The following is a 14,100-nucleotide window of genomic DNA, read 5'->3' as shown; positions in this document are numbered from 1 at the left end:
TCTTACCAGCCGCGTAACATTGCGATTCCGTGTGCGCCGTGCGCCTGCGCTATGGAGAACGACTCCCGGCACATGCCGCCGAGTGCGAAGATCGGGATCGCGGCGTGTTCGATCAGTTGCGCGAATGCGTCCCAGCCGATGCCGGAAGATTCCGGGTGCGTGACGGTCGGCAGGACGGGGCCCAGTACCGCGAAATCGACGCCGAGTTGCTCGGCGCGGGCGAGGTCGGCGTGTGTGTGGCAGGAGGCAGCCACACACTGGAAGTCAGGCCGCTGGGAGAGAGCGTGCAGGCGTGACGACGAAAGATGAACGCCTCCGGCGCCAATGGTCCGGGCCAGGGCTTCGTCGTCGTTGACCAGCAGGAGGGCGCCGGGGACGGCGGCGACGAGGGATGCGGCTTTTTCGGCGAAGTGATGGCGTTCGTGGGCGGCGAGCGTCTTGTCGCGCAGTTGCAGCAGGCGGACGCCGCGTGCAAGGGCTTGGCGGATGCGTTCTAGTTCGGCGTCGATGCCGTTCTCGGCGGCGTTGGTGATGGCGTAGACGTCGGGCAGAGCGAGGGCGCGGAGGATCGGGCCATTGGCGGGCAGTACGGGCGTGACGGCGGGCGTGTCGCCGAGGCGGGTCCACACCGCGCCGGTGTGTTCGTGCGGATGGATTTCGCCGTGCCAGTCGGTGACGCGGAAGAACTTGAGGCGCACCCGCGCGTGCGGATAGGTGAACTCGCGGCATAGCCAGGGCGCGGGGGCGGTGATGGCGATGCCGAGTTCCTCGCGCAGTTCGCGCACCAGCGCGTCGCGGAAGGACTCGCCCGGTTCGACCTTGCCGCCGGGGAATTCCCAGTAGCCGGCATAGACCTTGTCCGGCGGGCGCTGCGCCAGCAGGTATTCGGTGCCGGCCGGGGTTTCCCGCAGCAGCACGCCGGCCGATACTTCGACGATGCGGCTCATTTGCCGCGTCCGCGCCGCGGGCGGCGGGCGCCGGCCCAGTCCTTGGCGAACTGCCACGCCACGCGGCCGCTGCGCGAGCCGCGCTGCAGCGCCCAGTTGAGCGCGTCGCGCTCGGCGCTGGCGATCTCGGCGTCGGTGCAGCCGAACGAGCGCAGCCAGTGGGCGACGATGTCGAGGTAGGCTTCCTGGTCGAAGGGGTAGAACGAGAGCCACAGGCCGAAGCGTTCTGACAGCGAGATCTTTTCCTCGATGGCTTCGCCGGGGTGGATTTCCTCGCCGACGCTGTGCGCTTCCAGGTTTTCCTCGAAGTATTCGGGCATCAGGTGCCGCCGGTTGGAGGTGGCGTAGATCAGCACGTTGTCCGGCGCGGCGGCGAGCGAGCCGTCGAGAACGACCTTGAGCGCCCGGAAGGTGGCGTCGCCGGCGTCGAACGACAGGTCGTCGCAGAAGACGATGAAGCGCTCGGGCCGCCCTTCGACGAGATCCACGATGTCCGGCAGGTCGATGAGATCGTGCTTCTCGACCTCGATCACGCGCAGGCCGCGCGGGGCGTATTCGTTGAGCAGCGCCTTGATCAGCGACGATTTGCCCGAGCCGCGTGCGCCGGTGAGCAGCACGTTGTTGGCCGGCCGGCCGGCGACGAACTGCCGCGTGTTGGCGTCGATGCGCGCTTTCTGGTCGTCGATGTCGTGCAGGTCGGCGAGGCGGATCGCCGAGAGGCGCGGCAAGGGCTGCAGGTAGCGGGCGGCGCCGCGCTTGCGCCAGCGGAAGGCGACGGCGGCCTGCCAGTCGGGCTCGGAGGAGGCGGGCGGCAGCAGCGGTTCGAGACGCGCCAGCAGGTGCTCGGCGCGTTCCAGGAAAGAGGCCAGAGGGGACGGGGCGGTGCTCATGGGGGGTATACTTGCTGGCTCGGGAAACATCGAACTGTAGCCAAAGCATGAACAAAAGCCAAATGCTCAAGTGTGCATTGCAGGGCGATCGCACGGCCGCCTCTCCCTCACCTTCAAGGGGAGGGTTGGGGCGGGGATGGGGTAGCCGCGCGGTCCGGTCGTGGTTGGATTCGACGCTGTCGGAGCGCGTGCCCCATCCCCCTCCCGGCCTCCCCCTTGAAGGGGGAGGTGTGGGACGGTGCGCGCCGTGGCTTGCCCTGGCGTTCTGCGCGCTTCTTGCCGCGTGCGCCACGGTCGAGGAGGCGGCGAAGCCGGCGTGTCCGTCCTGCCCGCTATGCCCGGCCGCGCCGGCCGGAACTCCGCCCGCCGCGCCCGCCCCGCCGCCGGCCAAGCCGCTGCAGCCGGCGCGCTGGAGCGATGTGCCCGGCTGGGACGTCGACGATCCAGCCGCCGCCTGGCCGGCCTTCCTGCAATCCTGCCGCGGGCTCGCCGGCAAGCCGCAATGGCCGGCCTGGAGCGCCGTCTGCGAGGAGGCGCGCACGCTGCCCGGCAAGAACGCGCAGGCGATCCGCCGCTTCTTCGAAAGCCATTTCACGCCTTACCTGCTGACCAATCCGGACGGTTCGACCGACGGGCTGGTGACCGGGTACTACGAGCCGCTGCTGCGCGGTTCGCGCACGCGCACGGCGAAATATGCGCAGCCCGTGCTCGGCGTGCCGCCCGATCTCCTGACCATCGACCTGTCCGAGGTGCTGCCCGATCTGAAGAACATGCGCCTGCGCGGCCGGCTGGTGGGCAACCGGGTGGTTCCCTACTATTCGCGCGCCGAAATCGCCGACCGGGGCCTGGCGAAGATCTATCCCGAAAAGGTGCTGTTGTGGGTCGACGATCCGGTCGAGCTGTTCTTCCTGCAAATCCAGGGCTCCGGCCGGGTCAGGCTGCCGGACGGCAAGATGGTGCGGCTCGGCTACGCCGATCAGAACGGCCATCCCTACAAGGCGATCGGCCGGGTGCTGGCCGACCGCGGCGAACTGCCGATCGAACAGGCGTCGATGCAGGGTATCCAGGCATGGGCGCGGGCCAATCCGTCGCGCTTGGCTGAGCTGCTCGACGCCAATCCGAGCTACGTGTTTTTCCGTGAGATGCCGCGTCCGCAGAATGCCAGCGACGGGCCGCAGGGCGCCCTCGGCGTGCCGCTCACCCCGGGCCGCAGCATCGCCGTCAACCCGCGCTACGTGCCGCTCGGCGCGCCGGTGTTCTTGTCCACCACCCAGCCGCTTTCGGCGGCGCCGCTGACGCGGCTGGTGCATGCGCAGGACACGGGCGGCGCGATTCGCGGCGTGGTGCGCGCTGACTTCTTCTGGGGCTTCGGCGCCGAAGCGGGCGCCCAGGCGGGGCGGATGAAGCAGCAGGGCAAGATGTGGGTGCTGCTGCCGACGGATTTCGTGGCGACGCCTTGACACGCGACGGAGGCGCCCGACGGGATGCCATCCGCGTTCGAATGATCAGTGTGAGTCTGGAAAGGATAGGGAATGTCGAATAACGAACGTGAACGCATCGGCTTCATCGGCGCGGGCCTGATGGGCCGGGGTATGGCTTTGTATCTGCTGCGGGCCGGGCATCCGTTGAGCGTGTATGTGCACCGCAACCGCGAAGGGATCGACGAACTGCTGGAGCAGGGCGCGCGCGAGACGCACGACCTGCGCGCGCTCGCCGAGGCGTGCGACGCCGTGGTGATGTGCGTGAGCAACGCCGACACGGTACGCGCCGTGATCGACGGCCTGTTGCCGGGCCTGCGCCGGGGCCAACTGGTGATCGACGCGACGACCTCCCGCCCGAAAATCAGCCGGCAGGTCGCCGCGCTGCTCGGGGAAAAGGGCGTGCGCTACGCCGACGCGCCGGTGACGGGCGGGCCGAACGAATCGGCGGCGGGCCGGCTCGGTTCGCTGGTCGGCTGCGACGACGCGGATTTCGAGCGGGTGCGCGCCATCGTGGCGTGCTATTCGAAGGTCGTCCATCGCATCGGCGGCATCGGCACCGGGCATCAGGCCAAGCTGCTCAACAACTTCGTCACCCAGGGCACCGGCGCGCTGCTGGCCGAGGCCTATGGCCGGGCGCGGGAGAGCGGCGTCGACTGGAAGGCGCTCTACGCGGTGATGGAGACCGGCGCGGCCCGCTCCGGCACGCTGGAGAAGATGGTCAAGCCGGCGCTCGACGGCGATTTCGACGGCAGCCGCTTCTCGCTGCGCAACGCGCTGAAGGACACCAGCTATTTCTGCGAAATGGCCGAGGAGTCGCCGCGCGGGCCGAGCCCGTTGGCGCAGCGGGTTCGCGCGGTGTTCGAGGAGGCCGTGGACGCCGGCCACGGCGAGCGTTACGTCAGCGCGCTGCTCGATCCGCAGTACGCGGCGTCGCGCGGGAAGCAGGAGTGAGGTTTCGGCGTCGCCGGTAGAGGCTTCTCTGCTGTTCACCCTCCCCTTCAAGGGGAGGGCCGGGGTGGGGATGGGGTAGAAGCGGAGGTATGAACCACCCCATCCCCCTCCCGGCCTCCCCCTTGAAGGGGGAGGAGTTGGTGGGGCTTCAGCCCGCTACGTTCGCTAGCGGCCTCTTCAGCACGAACAGCGCCAGCGCGGTGATGACGGTGCCCGCCACGATGGCGATGGTGTAGCCGAACAGCCCGGATACGGCGTTGGGCATCGGCAGGACGAAGATGCCGCCGTGCGGCACGTGCAGCTGCGCGCCGAACGCCATCGAGAGGCCGCCGGTCGCCGCCGAGCCGAGCATGATCGCCGGGATCACCCGCAGCGGGTCCTTGGCGGCGAACGGGATGGCGCCCTCGGTGATGAACGAGATGCCCAGCGCGGCGGCGGCCTTGCCGGCCTCGCGCTCGTCGGAGGAGAAGCGGTTGCGGAAGAGCATGGTGGCGAGCGCGATGCCCAGCGGCGGCGTCATGCCGGCGGCCATGATCGCCGCCATCGGCTCGTAGATCTGGCTGGCCAGCAGGCCGGTGCCGAAGGTGTAGGCGGCCTTGTTGACCGGCCCGCCCATGTCGAAGGCCATCATGCAGCCGAGCAGCATGCCGAGCACGACCGCGCTGCTGCCCTGCATGCTCTTCAGCCAGGCCGAGATACCGGCCAGGATGGCGGCGACCGGGCCGCCGACCACGTAGTACATGAGCAGGCCGGTGACGGCGGCGCCCAGCAAGGGCAGGATCAGCACGGGCTTGAGCCCTTCGAGCGTGCGCGGCAGCCTGATCGCCTGGTTGAGCCAGCGCACCGCGTAGCCGGCGATGAAGCCGCCGACGATGCCGCCGAGAAAGCCGGCGCCGACGCCGTCGGCGATCACGCCGGCGATCATCCCCGGCGCGATGCCCGGCCGGTCGGCGATGGAGAAGGCCGCGTAGCCGGCGAGGATGGGCACCATCAGCTGGAAGCTGGCCTTGCCGATCCAGAACAGGTTGGCGGCCAGCGTGCCCTTGTGCGCGTCGTCATACACGTAGATGCCGCCCAGGGCGAAGCCGAGCGCGATGAGCAGGCCGCCGGCGACGACGAAGGGGATCATGTACGACACGCCGGTCATCAGGTGCTTGTACACGCCGGTGCGGGCGGCCGACTGCGCGGCCTTGGCGGCCAGCGCCTGGTCGGCGAGATCCTTGGTTCCTTCCGCGCCGGCGCCGTCCTTGACCGCCGCCTGTGCCAGCGCGGTCCGTACCACCGCGGCGCCGTCGTTGATGGCGCTCTTGGTGTTGGTTTCGTAGATGCGCTTGCCGGTGAAGCGGCTGGTGTCGATCGTGGTGTCGGCGGCGATCAGCACGATGTCGGCGGCGGCGATGTCGTCGTCGGTCAGCGTGTTCTGCGCGCCGACCGAGCCCTGCGTTTCCACCTTGATCGTGTGCCCCAGCCTGGCCGCGCCCTGCTGCAGCCCTTCGGCCGCCATGAAGGTGTGCGCGATGCCGGTCGGACACGAGGTGATCGCCACGATGCGGGCGGCGGCTGTCTCGCCGGCAACTGGCGCGGCCGGTTGCTGCAAGGCCGCCAGGATGACGGCGGCGGCATTGTCGATGGCGCTGCGGGTATCGGTTTCGTAAATGCGCTTGCCGGCGAAGCGCGTCTTCTCGATCGCCGTGTCGGCGGCGATCAGCACGACGTCGGCGGCGGCGATTTCCTCGCCGGTCAACGTGCTCTGCGTGCCGATCGAGCCTTGCGTTTCGACCCGGATCGCGTGCCCGAGCCGGGCCGCGGCCTGTTCCAGCCCTTCGGCGGCCATGAAGGTGTGCGCGATGCCGGTCGGGCAGGCAGTGACCGCTACGATTGTTGCCATTTGAGCCTCCTTGTGGAAAACGGTGTGAATGGGTTCCCCGGAACTAGCCTTGGCGGGTCAGGCCGACTTTTTCTGCCAGGGAACGCACGGTTGCGGGCGCCGGCAGGTGCGGGCCGAGGCGCGTCAGTTTGGCGGCGGCGAAGGCGGTCGCCAGGCGGGCGCAGGCGTCGACCGGCAGGCCGTCGAGCTGGGCGGCGGTGATGCCGGCGACCATCGCGTCGCCGGCGCCGACCGAGCTGATCGGTTCGACGTCGAGCGGATGCGCGAGCAGCGCCGCGTCCGGCGTGACGAACACCGCGCCTTCCCGGCCCATCGACACGGCGACGAGGCGCATGCCGGCATGCGCGGCGAGCAGTTCGCGCGCGGCGGCGGTGGCGTCCGCCGCCGAGGCGAGCGGGCGGCCCAGGCATTCGGCCAGCTCGTCGCGGTTCGGCTTGACGATCTCCGGCGCGGCGGCGAGCGCGGCGGTGAGCGCCCGGCCGCTGGTGTCGAGCACCACCCGGCCGCCGTTGGCGTGCACACGGCGGATCAGCGTGGCGTAAACGTCGTCGGGCCAGCCCGGCGGCAGGCTGCCGGAGAGCACGGCCCAGCGCAGCGCCGGCGCGAGTTCGTCGATGAGCCTTTCCAGGCGCGCGATCTGCTCGTCGATCTCCGCGCGCGTCTGCGCGGGGCCGGGCAGGTTGATGTCGGTGGTCTGGCCCTGCGCCGGATCGACGATCTTGGCGTTCACCCGCGTGCTGCCGTCGATGTACAGGCAGCGGTCGGCGATGCCCTTGGCCGCGAACAGCGCGGCGAACAGCGCCGGGTTGTCGCGGCCGAGCTGGCCGGTGACCGCCACGCCGGCGCCGTAGTCGGCCAGGCACGAGGCCACGTTGATGCCCTTGCCGCCGGCGTCCTGTTGGGCGCGCCGGGCGCGGTTGACTTCGCCGGGGCGCAGGCCGGCGACCTCGATGGTCAGGTCGATCGCCGGGTTGAGTGCGACGCAGAGGACGGCGGCATCCGCCGCCGGACGTTGGACGGTGCTCATAGCGCGCGCACCTCCGCGGCGTCGCGCGCGGCCAGCGCCCGCTGCGCCAGCTGCTGCAGGTTGGAGAAGGTCTCGGCGCGGAGCACGGTCTTCACGGCGGCGATGTCCTGCGCGCTCATCGACAGCTCGCTGACGCCGAGCCCGGTCAGGATGCGCGCGCCGAGCGGGTCGCCGGCCAGCCCGCCGCACACGCCGACGTGGATGCCGGCCTTGCCGGCGGCCGCGGCGGTGGCGCCGATCAGCGCCAGTACCGCCGGATCGAGCGGATCGGCCTGCGCGGCGAGTTGCGGGTGCTGGCGGTCCATGGCCAGCACGTATTGCGTGAGGTCGTTGGTACCGATCGAGAAGAAGTTGACTTCCCTGGCGAAACGTTCGGCCATCACCGCCACGGCCGGTACCTCGACCATGATGCCCAGCGGCACCTTCGGCGCGCCGAGCGCGGCGCGTACCTGCTCGCATTCGGCGCGCAGGGCGGTGACCTCGGCGATGCGGGTGACCATCGGGAACATGATCGAGAGTGCTCCAGGCTGCGAGCCGTGCGCCGCCGCGCGGTAAAGGGCGCGCAGCTGGGTGCGCAGCAATTCCGGGCGGGCGAGCAGCAGGCGCGCGCCGCGCACGCCGAGGAAGGGGTTCTCCTCGCGCGGTAGGTCGAGGTAGGGCACCTGCTTGTCGCCGCCGATGTCCAGCGTGCGGATGATCAGCGGGCGCCCCGCGAGCGCGGCGAGCGTGTCGCGGTAGGCCGCGTATTGCTCGTCCTCGCCCGGCGCGCTGTCGCGTTCGAGGAACAGGAATTCGGTGCGCATCAGGCCGACGCCCTCGGCGCCGGCCGCGACTGCGTCGGCCGCCTGCCTGGCGTTGGCGACGTTGGCGAAAATGCCCACCGCGTGGCCGTCGGCGGTGACCGCCGGCTGGTGGCGGTCGGCGCGCATCGCCGCGCTTCGCTCGGCCTGCGCGGCGATGGCGGCGCGCGCGCTGTCGAGGTCCGCCGCCGTGCAGTCCAGGTACAGGCAGCCGGCGGTGCCGTCGATCACCGCCTCGGCGCCGTCGTCGACCGCCAGCAGCGAGGGGCCGGCGGCGACGAGCGCCGGCAGGCCCAGCGTGCGCGCCAGGATCGCGGTGTGCGAGGTCGGCCCGCCGCCGCTGATCGCCAGGCCGACGACGTGGCGCATGTCGAGCTGCAGCGTGTCCGACGGCGTCAGGTCCTCGGCGACGAGGATGGTCGGCTCGCGCAGGACCATGGCGCGGCGCTCGACGCCGAGCAGCGCGGCGAGCACGCGCTCGCCGGCGTCCTTGAGGTCCAGCGCGCGGGCGGCGAGCAGCGGGTCGGGCAGCCGGCGCTGCCGGTCGACGCGCGCGTCGAGCGCCTTTTTCCACGCCCACGCGGCGCCGTGGCCGCGCATGATCTCGCCGTAGGCGGCGCGCATCAGCACGGGGTCGGAGATCAGCTCGCGCTGCGCCGCGAAGATGGCCGCCTCGCCCGCGCCGAGGCGCCGCCGCGTCTCGCCTGCGAGTTCGCCCAGTTCGGCGGCCACCCGGGCGAGCGCGGCTTCGAGCGCGGTGCCTTCCGCCACGGCGCCGGCCGAGGCGTCGGTCACGGCGAGGGCGCTGCTTTGGTGACGCGCGATGCGGCCGACGGCCAGTCCCGGACTGGCCGCGACGCCCTGTTGCTGGCGCCCGGCGGCGTCCGGCTTCCAGGCGGGAGCATCGGCCCGCGCGCGCTCGGCCGCGGCGCGGGCGCGTTCGGCGTCGCCGATTTCCTCGGCCGAGAGGCGGGTGATCGTTTCGGCGAGGTCGCGCACGGCGTTGCCGGCGTTCTCCCCGCGCGCGGCGAGAACGAGCTTCTGGCCGCGGGTGATGCCCAGGCTGAGCAGTTCGCTCAGGGACTTGGCGTCGGCGTGCTCGCCGTCCTTGAACACGCGCAGCACGCCGGCGTGGCGCCGGGCCGTCTCGACCCAGCGCGTCGCCGGCCGGGCGTGCAGGCCGTTGGGGTAATCGAGCACGAGCTCCAGGCGCGCGTCGGCCGGCCACGGCGCGGCGGCGGCCGGCGGCACGTACGGCGTGTCGGTCAGCGCGGCGACGATCCGGCCGGGGTCGGTGCACGTCGCCAGTTCGTCGATGGCGCCTGCCTGCTGCATCAGGCGGGTCAGGCGGCGCAGGATGGCGATGTGCTCGTCGGACTGCGCGGCGATGGCCACGATCAGGCGCGCCTCCTTGCCTTCCTGCCAGGGAATGCCGCCCGGCACCTGCAGCACGGCGATGCCGGTGTGGAGCACGTGGTGCCGGTCCTCGATCATGCCATGCGGAATCGCCACGCCGGCGCCGAGGAAGGTGTTGGAGACCGCCTCGCGCTGCATCAGGCTGTCGACGTAGGGCGGCGCGATGTAGCCCGCGTCGACCAGCAGCCGGCCGGCCAGGCGGATGGCCTCTTCCTTGGTCTGCACCGGAGCCTGAATGAGGACGCAGCTTTTCGTAATCGTTTCCATTTGACCCCCAGGATAGTTAGAGTTGATTGGATAAGCGCATTTGTAATCGATTACATTTTCGTTGTCAATCAGTTTCTGAAACGATCCGCACGATTCGTCCGGGATTCAAATTAAATTTATATTAATCAATTTATTGTGTTTATTTCTCAGGCGTGCGAAAGACTTCGAGTGCGACTGGAAGTACCGTAACTCTCGTTCTCCTTCGGGAATTTAAGGCATAATTCGCCCGTAAGTTCATGGTAATCGTTTTCCAAAAAGGTGATGCGGATGGTCCGAATTCTGGATGTTGCCAAGCATGCCGGCCTGTCGGTCGCGTCGGTGTCGCGGGTGCTCGCCGGCCTGCCTGGAGTGAGCGAGGCGACGCGGGAGCGAGTGATGGCCTCCGTCGAGGCGCTCGGCTACCGCCCGAATCTCGCCGCCCGGCGGCTGCGCTCGCGGCGTACCGACACGCTGGGGCTGATCGTCTCGGACATTCGCAATCCGTATTTCGTGGAGGTCGGCCGCGCGGTCGAGGACGTGGCCTACGCCCACGGCATGCGGGTGATGCTGTGCAATGCCGACGAGGACCCGGAGAAGGAACGCTTCTACCTGGACATGATGCGCGACGAGAACGTCGCCGGCGTCATCCTGTCGCCGACCCTGTCCTTGCTCGCGCGCTATCGCCCGGCGGATTTCCCCTTTCCCGTGGTGCTCGTCGACCGCTGCGAAAACGACACGCCCGCCGACGCGGTGGTGCTGGACAACGTCGATGCCGCGCAGCGGCTGGTGCGCCACCTCATCGACGCCGGGCACCGGCGCATCGCCTTCTTCTACGGCGCCGCCAGCGCCACCGGACGCCAGCGCCTGCAGGGCTACCAGGAGGCCTTGGCCGGCGCGGGGCTGGCGCCGATCGCCCAGGCGCTCAAACCCACGGCCGACGAGGCGCAGGCGGCGATGCGCCGCTTCCTCCAGGGGGGCGGAGCGCTGCCGGACGCCGTGGTCGCCAGCAGCGGCCTGATCCTGCTCGGACTGGTGCAGGCCCTGCGCGAAGCGGAGCTGCGTTTTCCCGACGACGTGGCCCTCGCCGGCTTCGACGACATGCCGTGGACCCGCGTCGTCACTCCCGCCATCACCGTCATGGCGCAGCCCACCTACGACATCGGCCGTTCGGCCATCGAACGCCTGCTCGCCCGCATCGCCCAGCCGGAGCAGGCGGTGCATCGCATCGTGCTGCGCGGCGAGCTGCTGGTGCGGGGATCGAGCGCCGCCTCAAATACCAAGACTGTGTAAATCCAGACGGTAGGTCGCCCAGAATACTTGGCCCTTCGATACCGGGCCGAGCCGTATCGTGTCCAGAAAAGAAAGTGGGCAAAAAATTCAAATTTTTTTGCATGTCGTGCGTGACATACATAAAAAATGCCGGTTTTTATATGCGTTCTGTTGGTTGTGTATGAAAATGTAGATTCCTTAAACATGTGCCAGGCAACGTGTATATAAAAATCGTATTTTTATACATATTGCCCTGGATCGCCTGCCGCCATGACTTTCTTGCCGTCCCTGGAAACGCTGGACCCCGCCCGCTTCGATACGCCGCCGATTCTGAAACGCTTGGCCACTGCCAGCCGCGCGTTGGCTGAATTGAAGGGGATCGCCGCTTCCATTCCGAATCAGAGCATTCTGATCAACACGCTTGGCTTGCAGGAGGCCAAGGACAGTTCGGAAATCGAGAACATCGTCACCACCCACGACGAATTGTTCAAGGACGACGTATTGCCTGAAGCCCTGGCCAGTCCGGCAGCGAAGGAAGTTCTGCGCTATCGGCAGGCCTTGCACCTCGGTTATCGGCAGGTACGTGATAGCGGCCTGATTACCGCCAATCACATCATCGATATTCAGGCGGAGCTGGAGCGCAACAATGCCGGTTTCCGCAAGTTGCCGGGCACGGCGCTCAAGACCTGGGCAGGAAAAACGGTCTATACGCCGCCGCAAGACCCTGCGGAGATCGTGGCGCTGATGAGCGACCTGGAACGCTTCATTAACGACGGCGAGCGTTTTCCTGTCGATCCCTTGATCCGCATGGCCCTGATCCACCACCAATTCGAGAGCATCCACCCGTTCTACGACGGCAATGGCCGTACCGGACGCATCCTGAACGTGCTCTACCTGGTCAGAGAAGGGTTGCTCGACGTGCCGGTGCTCTATCTCTCACGCCATATCGTACGCACCAAGGCGGATTACTACCGCCTGCTGCAAGCCGTGCGAGATGCCGATGCCTGGGAAGAATGGGTGCTGTACATGCTGGATGCCGTGGAAAAGACCGCCGGGCAGACAGTCCGGACAATCCACGCGATCAAGGATGCCCTGTTCGACTACAAGCACCGCATCCGCGCCGGATACAAATTCTATAGCCAGGACTTGATCAACAATCTGTTCATGCATCCCTATACCAAAATCGGCTTCATCGAACGCGACCTTGGCGTGTCGCGCCTGACCGCCACCAAATATCTCGATGCACTGGATGCCGGCGGCTTCGTGCAGAAGAAGCGGATGGGGCGCAGCAATTACTACATCAATCTGGCGCTGAACCGGATTTTGTTGGGCGACTGAAATGAGCGAAGGCGGACTCAAACAGGAAACCCTGTTCAGGCAGACAGATCACCAGAGCGAATCACGGGCCTGATCGCCTTCGCCGGCCCGGGGCGGGAACGGGGCGGCAGCCGCTACTAATGTCGAATGAATCCATGTATGCTGGGCCAGGGTCAAAAAGTACTATCGGGGAGGCACCATGGGATGGTTCGACAATCTGAGCCTGCGCGGCAAGCTCATGATCAATTTTCTGATCAGCGGTGGCGTGCTCATCGCGGCGATCGTCTTTTGCCTCGTGCAGATCAAGGCCGTCGGGCGGGGCACGGAGGAAATCGCCAGGAACTGGCTGCCGTCGGTGCAGGCGGCGGGCGAAATCAGCCAGCTGCGCCTGCGCTACCGCGTGCGCAGCCTGGAATACATGCTGCCCGGCAGCGACGACGAAAAGGGCAAGATCGAGAAGTCGCTGAACGATCTGGACGCGGAACTCGCCGCGGCATTGAAGAACTACGCGCCGCTGGTCTCGAACGAGGCCGAACGGGCGGCGTACGAGCAGGCGGTGAAAGGCGCCGCCGCGTACCATGCCATCGTCGACGAGGCGGTCGCGCTGTCCAAGGCGGGCAGGGCGGATGAAGCGCAGCAGCTGCGCAAGACCGAATGGGTCCAGCGGGCCAACTATTTGCGCGACCAGACCGACGCGTTGCTCAAGCTCAACCGCGAAGGCGCCGAGCATTCTTCGGCCGACGCCGAAAGCCGGATCGCCACGGCCACTGTCGGCGGGCTGGCGGCGCTGGCGATCGGCGTGGCGCTGGCCGTGGCGTGCAGCTTCCTCGTCGCGCGGCGCATTTCCGGCCGGCTCGACGAAACCGTGCAGGCGGCCCGAGAAATCGCCCGGGGCGACCTGACGGTCGAACTGCCGCCGGCGAGCGGCGATGAGGTCGGCAAGTTGATCGGGGCGATGAAGGACATGCAGCGCGCGTTGAGGAACGCCCTGCGCGAGACCACCGACAGCGCCGGGTCGATCCTCGGCGCGGCGCGCGATCTCGACGATGCGGTCGGCCAGCTGAACCAGTCGGCCAGCATTCAGAGCAGCGCCGCCTCGGCGATCGCCGCCAACGTCGAGGAACTGACCGTCTCGATCAACATCGTGGCCGACAATACCCGGGAAGCCGCCTCGGTCGCGGAAGCGTCCGGCACCCAGGCGAACGAGGGCCACGAGGCCATCGGGCAGCTGGTGAAGCAGGTGGGCGAGGCGGCCGCCGTGGTCAGGGACGCCGCCACGCAAATGGACAGCCTGAAGAAGGAATCCGGGAAGATCTCCAACATCGTCGGGGTGATCAAGGACATCGCCGATCAGACCAACCTGCTGGCGCTCAATGCCGCGATCGAGGCGGCGCGCGCCGGCGAAGCCGGCCGGGGCTTCGCGGTGGTGGCCGACGAAGTGCGCAAGCTGTCCGAGCGCACGGCGCTGTCCACCGGCGAAATCTCGCGGATGGTCGATGCCATGCAGCATTCCACCGAACTCGCGGTGTCCGGCGTGTCGCAGGGCGTGCAACTGGTCGACAGCAGCGTGGAATACGCCGGCCAGGCGGGCGAGGCGATCGCGCGCATGCACGAAATGGCCCAGCGCGTGGCGAAACTCGTCGGCGACGTCGCGGGAGCCCTGCGCGAACAATCCTCGGCGTCTACCGAAGTGGCCAGGAAGATCGAGGACATCGCCACCCAGGCCGAGGAGGCCAACGCCGTCGCCAACGAAACCTCGCGCGCTTCCGGCTCCATGTTGACCACGGCGCACGGCATGCAGGCGCTGGTGTCGCGCTTCAAGGTCTAGTGCCCGGCGTCGCGCGCGGCGGGAAAAAAGCGGCCGGGTC

The 14,100-nt window shown here is 68.4% G+C and carries 10 protein-coding genes; 5 read left to right on the top strand and 5 right to left on the bottom strand.

Translation table 11 applies throughout. The annotated features are described in order from the left end of the window. Positions 1 to 2: 2 nt before the first annotated feature. Positions 3 to 947 carry a Nudix family hydrolase gene (locus tag QM701_RS08885; RefSeq protein ID WP_415166715.1) on the bottom strand — a complete coding sequence of 315 codons (945 nt, stop codon included), beginning with the start codon at positions 945 to 947 and terminating at the stop codon, positions 3 to 5. After that, positions 944 to 1,837, bottom strand: a complete 894-nt coding sequence (locus QM701_RS08880) for an ATP-binding protein (RefSeq protein WP_415166714.1) — start codon at positions 1,835 to 1,837, stop codon at positions 944 to 946. The genes QM701_RS08885 and QM701_RS08880 overlap by 4 nt, the downstream gene beginning before the upstream one ends. Before the next feature lie 230 nt (positions 1,838 to 2,067). Here QM701_RS08880 and QM701_RS08875 point away from each other — a divergent pair, with 230 nt between their 5' ends. Further along, positions 2,068 to 3,297 carry a murein transglycosylase A gene (locus QM701_RS08875; protein WP_415166713.1) on the top strand — a complete coding sequence of 410 codons (1,230 nt, stop codon included), beginning with the start codon at positions 2,068 to 2,070 and terminating at the stop codon, positions 3,295 to 3,297. Between the two features lie 72 nt (positions 3,298 to 3,369). Beyond that, a complete protein-coding gene (locus tag QM701_RS08870; RefSeq protein WP_415166712.1) occupies positions 3,370 to 4,269 on the top strand; it encodes an NAD(P)-dependent oxidoreductase in 900 nt (299 codons plus the stop codon). A gap of 148 nt (positions 4,270 to 4,417) precedes the next feature. Here QM701_RS08870 and QM701_RS08865 read toward each other — a convergent pair whose 3' ends face one another. The 3 genes from QM701_RS08865 to ptsP are packed head-to-tail and all read right to left on the bottom strand — an operon-like array spanning position 4,418 to position 9,667. After that, a complete protein-coding gene (locus tag QM701_RS08865; RefSeq protein ID WP_415166711.1) occupies positions 4,418 to 6,157 on the bottom strand; it encodes a PTS fructose-like transporter subunit IIB in 1,740 nt (579 codons plus the stop codon). Between the two features lie 43 nt (positions 6,158 to 6,200). Continuing rightward, a complete protein-coding gene (gene pfkB, locus QM701_RS08860; RefSeq protein WP_415166710.1) occupies positions 6,201 to 7,184 on the bottom strand; it encodes a 1-phosphofructokinase in 984 nt (327 codons plus the stop codon). Continuing rightward, positions 7,181 to 9,667, bottom strand: a complete 2,487-nt coding sequence (ptsP, locus tag QM701_RS08855) for a phosphoenolpyruvate--protein phosphotransferase (RefSeq protein ID WP_415166709.1) — start codon at positions 9,665 to 9,667, stop codon at positions 7,181 to 7,183. The genes pfkB and ptsP overlap by 4 nt, the downstream gene beginning before the upstream one ends. A gap of 267 nt (positions 9,668 to 9,934) precedes the next feature. On the opposite strand from ptsP, the gene QM701_RS08850 reads away from it, so the two are divergent. From QM701_RS08850 to QM701_RS08840, 3 genes are all read left to right on the top strand, one after another. Then, entirely contained in the window at positions 9,935 to 10,936 is a 1,002-nt protein-coding gene (locus tag QM701_RS08850; RefSeq protein ID WP_415166708.1) for a LacI family DNA-binding transcriptional regulator, read from the top strand. 249 nt (positions 10,937 to 11,185) lie between these two features. Next, the gene (locus QM701_RS08845; RefSeq protein ID WP_415166707.1) at positions 11,186 to 12,253 is read left to right on the top strand and encodes a Fic family protein; all 1,068 of its coding nucleotides are present in this window, start codon (positions 11,186 to 11,188) and stop codon (positions 12,251 to 12,253) included. A 178-nt stretch (positions 12,254 to 12,431) separates the two neighbouring features. Continuing rightward, positions 12,432 to 14,060, top strand: a complete 1,629-nt coding sequence (locus QM701_RS08840; RefSeq protein ID WP_415166706.1) for a methyl-accepting chemotaxis protein — start codon at positions 12,432 to 12,434, stop codon at positions 14,058 to 14,060. Positions 14,061 to 14,100 lie beyond the last annotated feature (40 nt).

This window comes from Propionivibrio sp. (assembly GCF_047602565.1).
In the GTDB taxonomy this organism is placed as follows: Bacteria; Pseudomonadota; Gammaproteobacteria; order Burkholderiales; family Rhodocyclaceae; genus Propionivibrio.
Note: the sequence above shows the minus strand (reverse complement) of the source record. Positions and strands in the feature narration are given on the sequence as shown.

Excerpts from the sequence above, each read along its gene's own strand:
- QM701_RS08885 (WP_415166715.1), bottom strand. The coding sequence starts at position 947 with ATGAGCCGCATCGTCGAAGTATCGGCCGGCGTGCTGCTGCGGGAAACC.
- QM701_RS08880 (WP_415166714.1), bottom strand. The coding sequence starts at position 1,837 with ATGAGCACCGCCCCGTCCCCTCTGGCCTCTTTCCTGGAACGCGCCGAG.
- QM701_RS08870 (WP_415166712.1), top strand. The coding sequence starts at position 3,370 with ATGTCGAATAACGAACGTGAACGCATCGGCTTCATCGGCGCGGGCCTG.
- QM701_RS08865 (WP_415166711.1), bottom strand. The coding sequence starts at position 6,157 with ATGGCAACAATCGTAGCGGTCACTGCCTGCCCGACCGGCATCGCGCAC.
- pfkB (WP_415166710.1), bottom strand. The coding sequence starts at position 7,184 with ATGAGCACCGTCCAACGTCCGGCGGCGGATGCCGCCGTCCTCTGCGTC.
- ptsP (WP_415166709.1), bottom strand. The coding sequence starts at position 9,667 with ATGGAAACGATTACGAAAAGCTGCGTCCTCATTCAGGCTCCGGTGCAG.
- QM701_RS08850 (WP_415166708.1), top strand. The coding sequence starts at position 9,935 with ATGGTCCGAATTCTGGATGTTGCCAAGCATGCCGGCCTGTCGGTCGCG.
- QM701_RS08845 (WP_415166707.1), top strand. The coding sequence starts at position 11,186 with ATGACTTTCTTGCCGTCCCTGGAAACGCTGGACCCCGCCCGCTTCGAT.
- QM701_RS08840 (WP_415166706.1), top strand. The coding sequence starts at position 12,432 with ATGGGATGGTTCGACAATCTGAGCCTGCGCGGCAAGCTCATGATCAAT.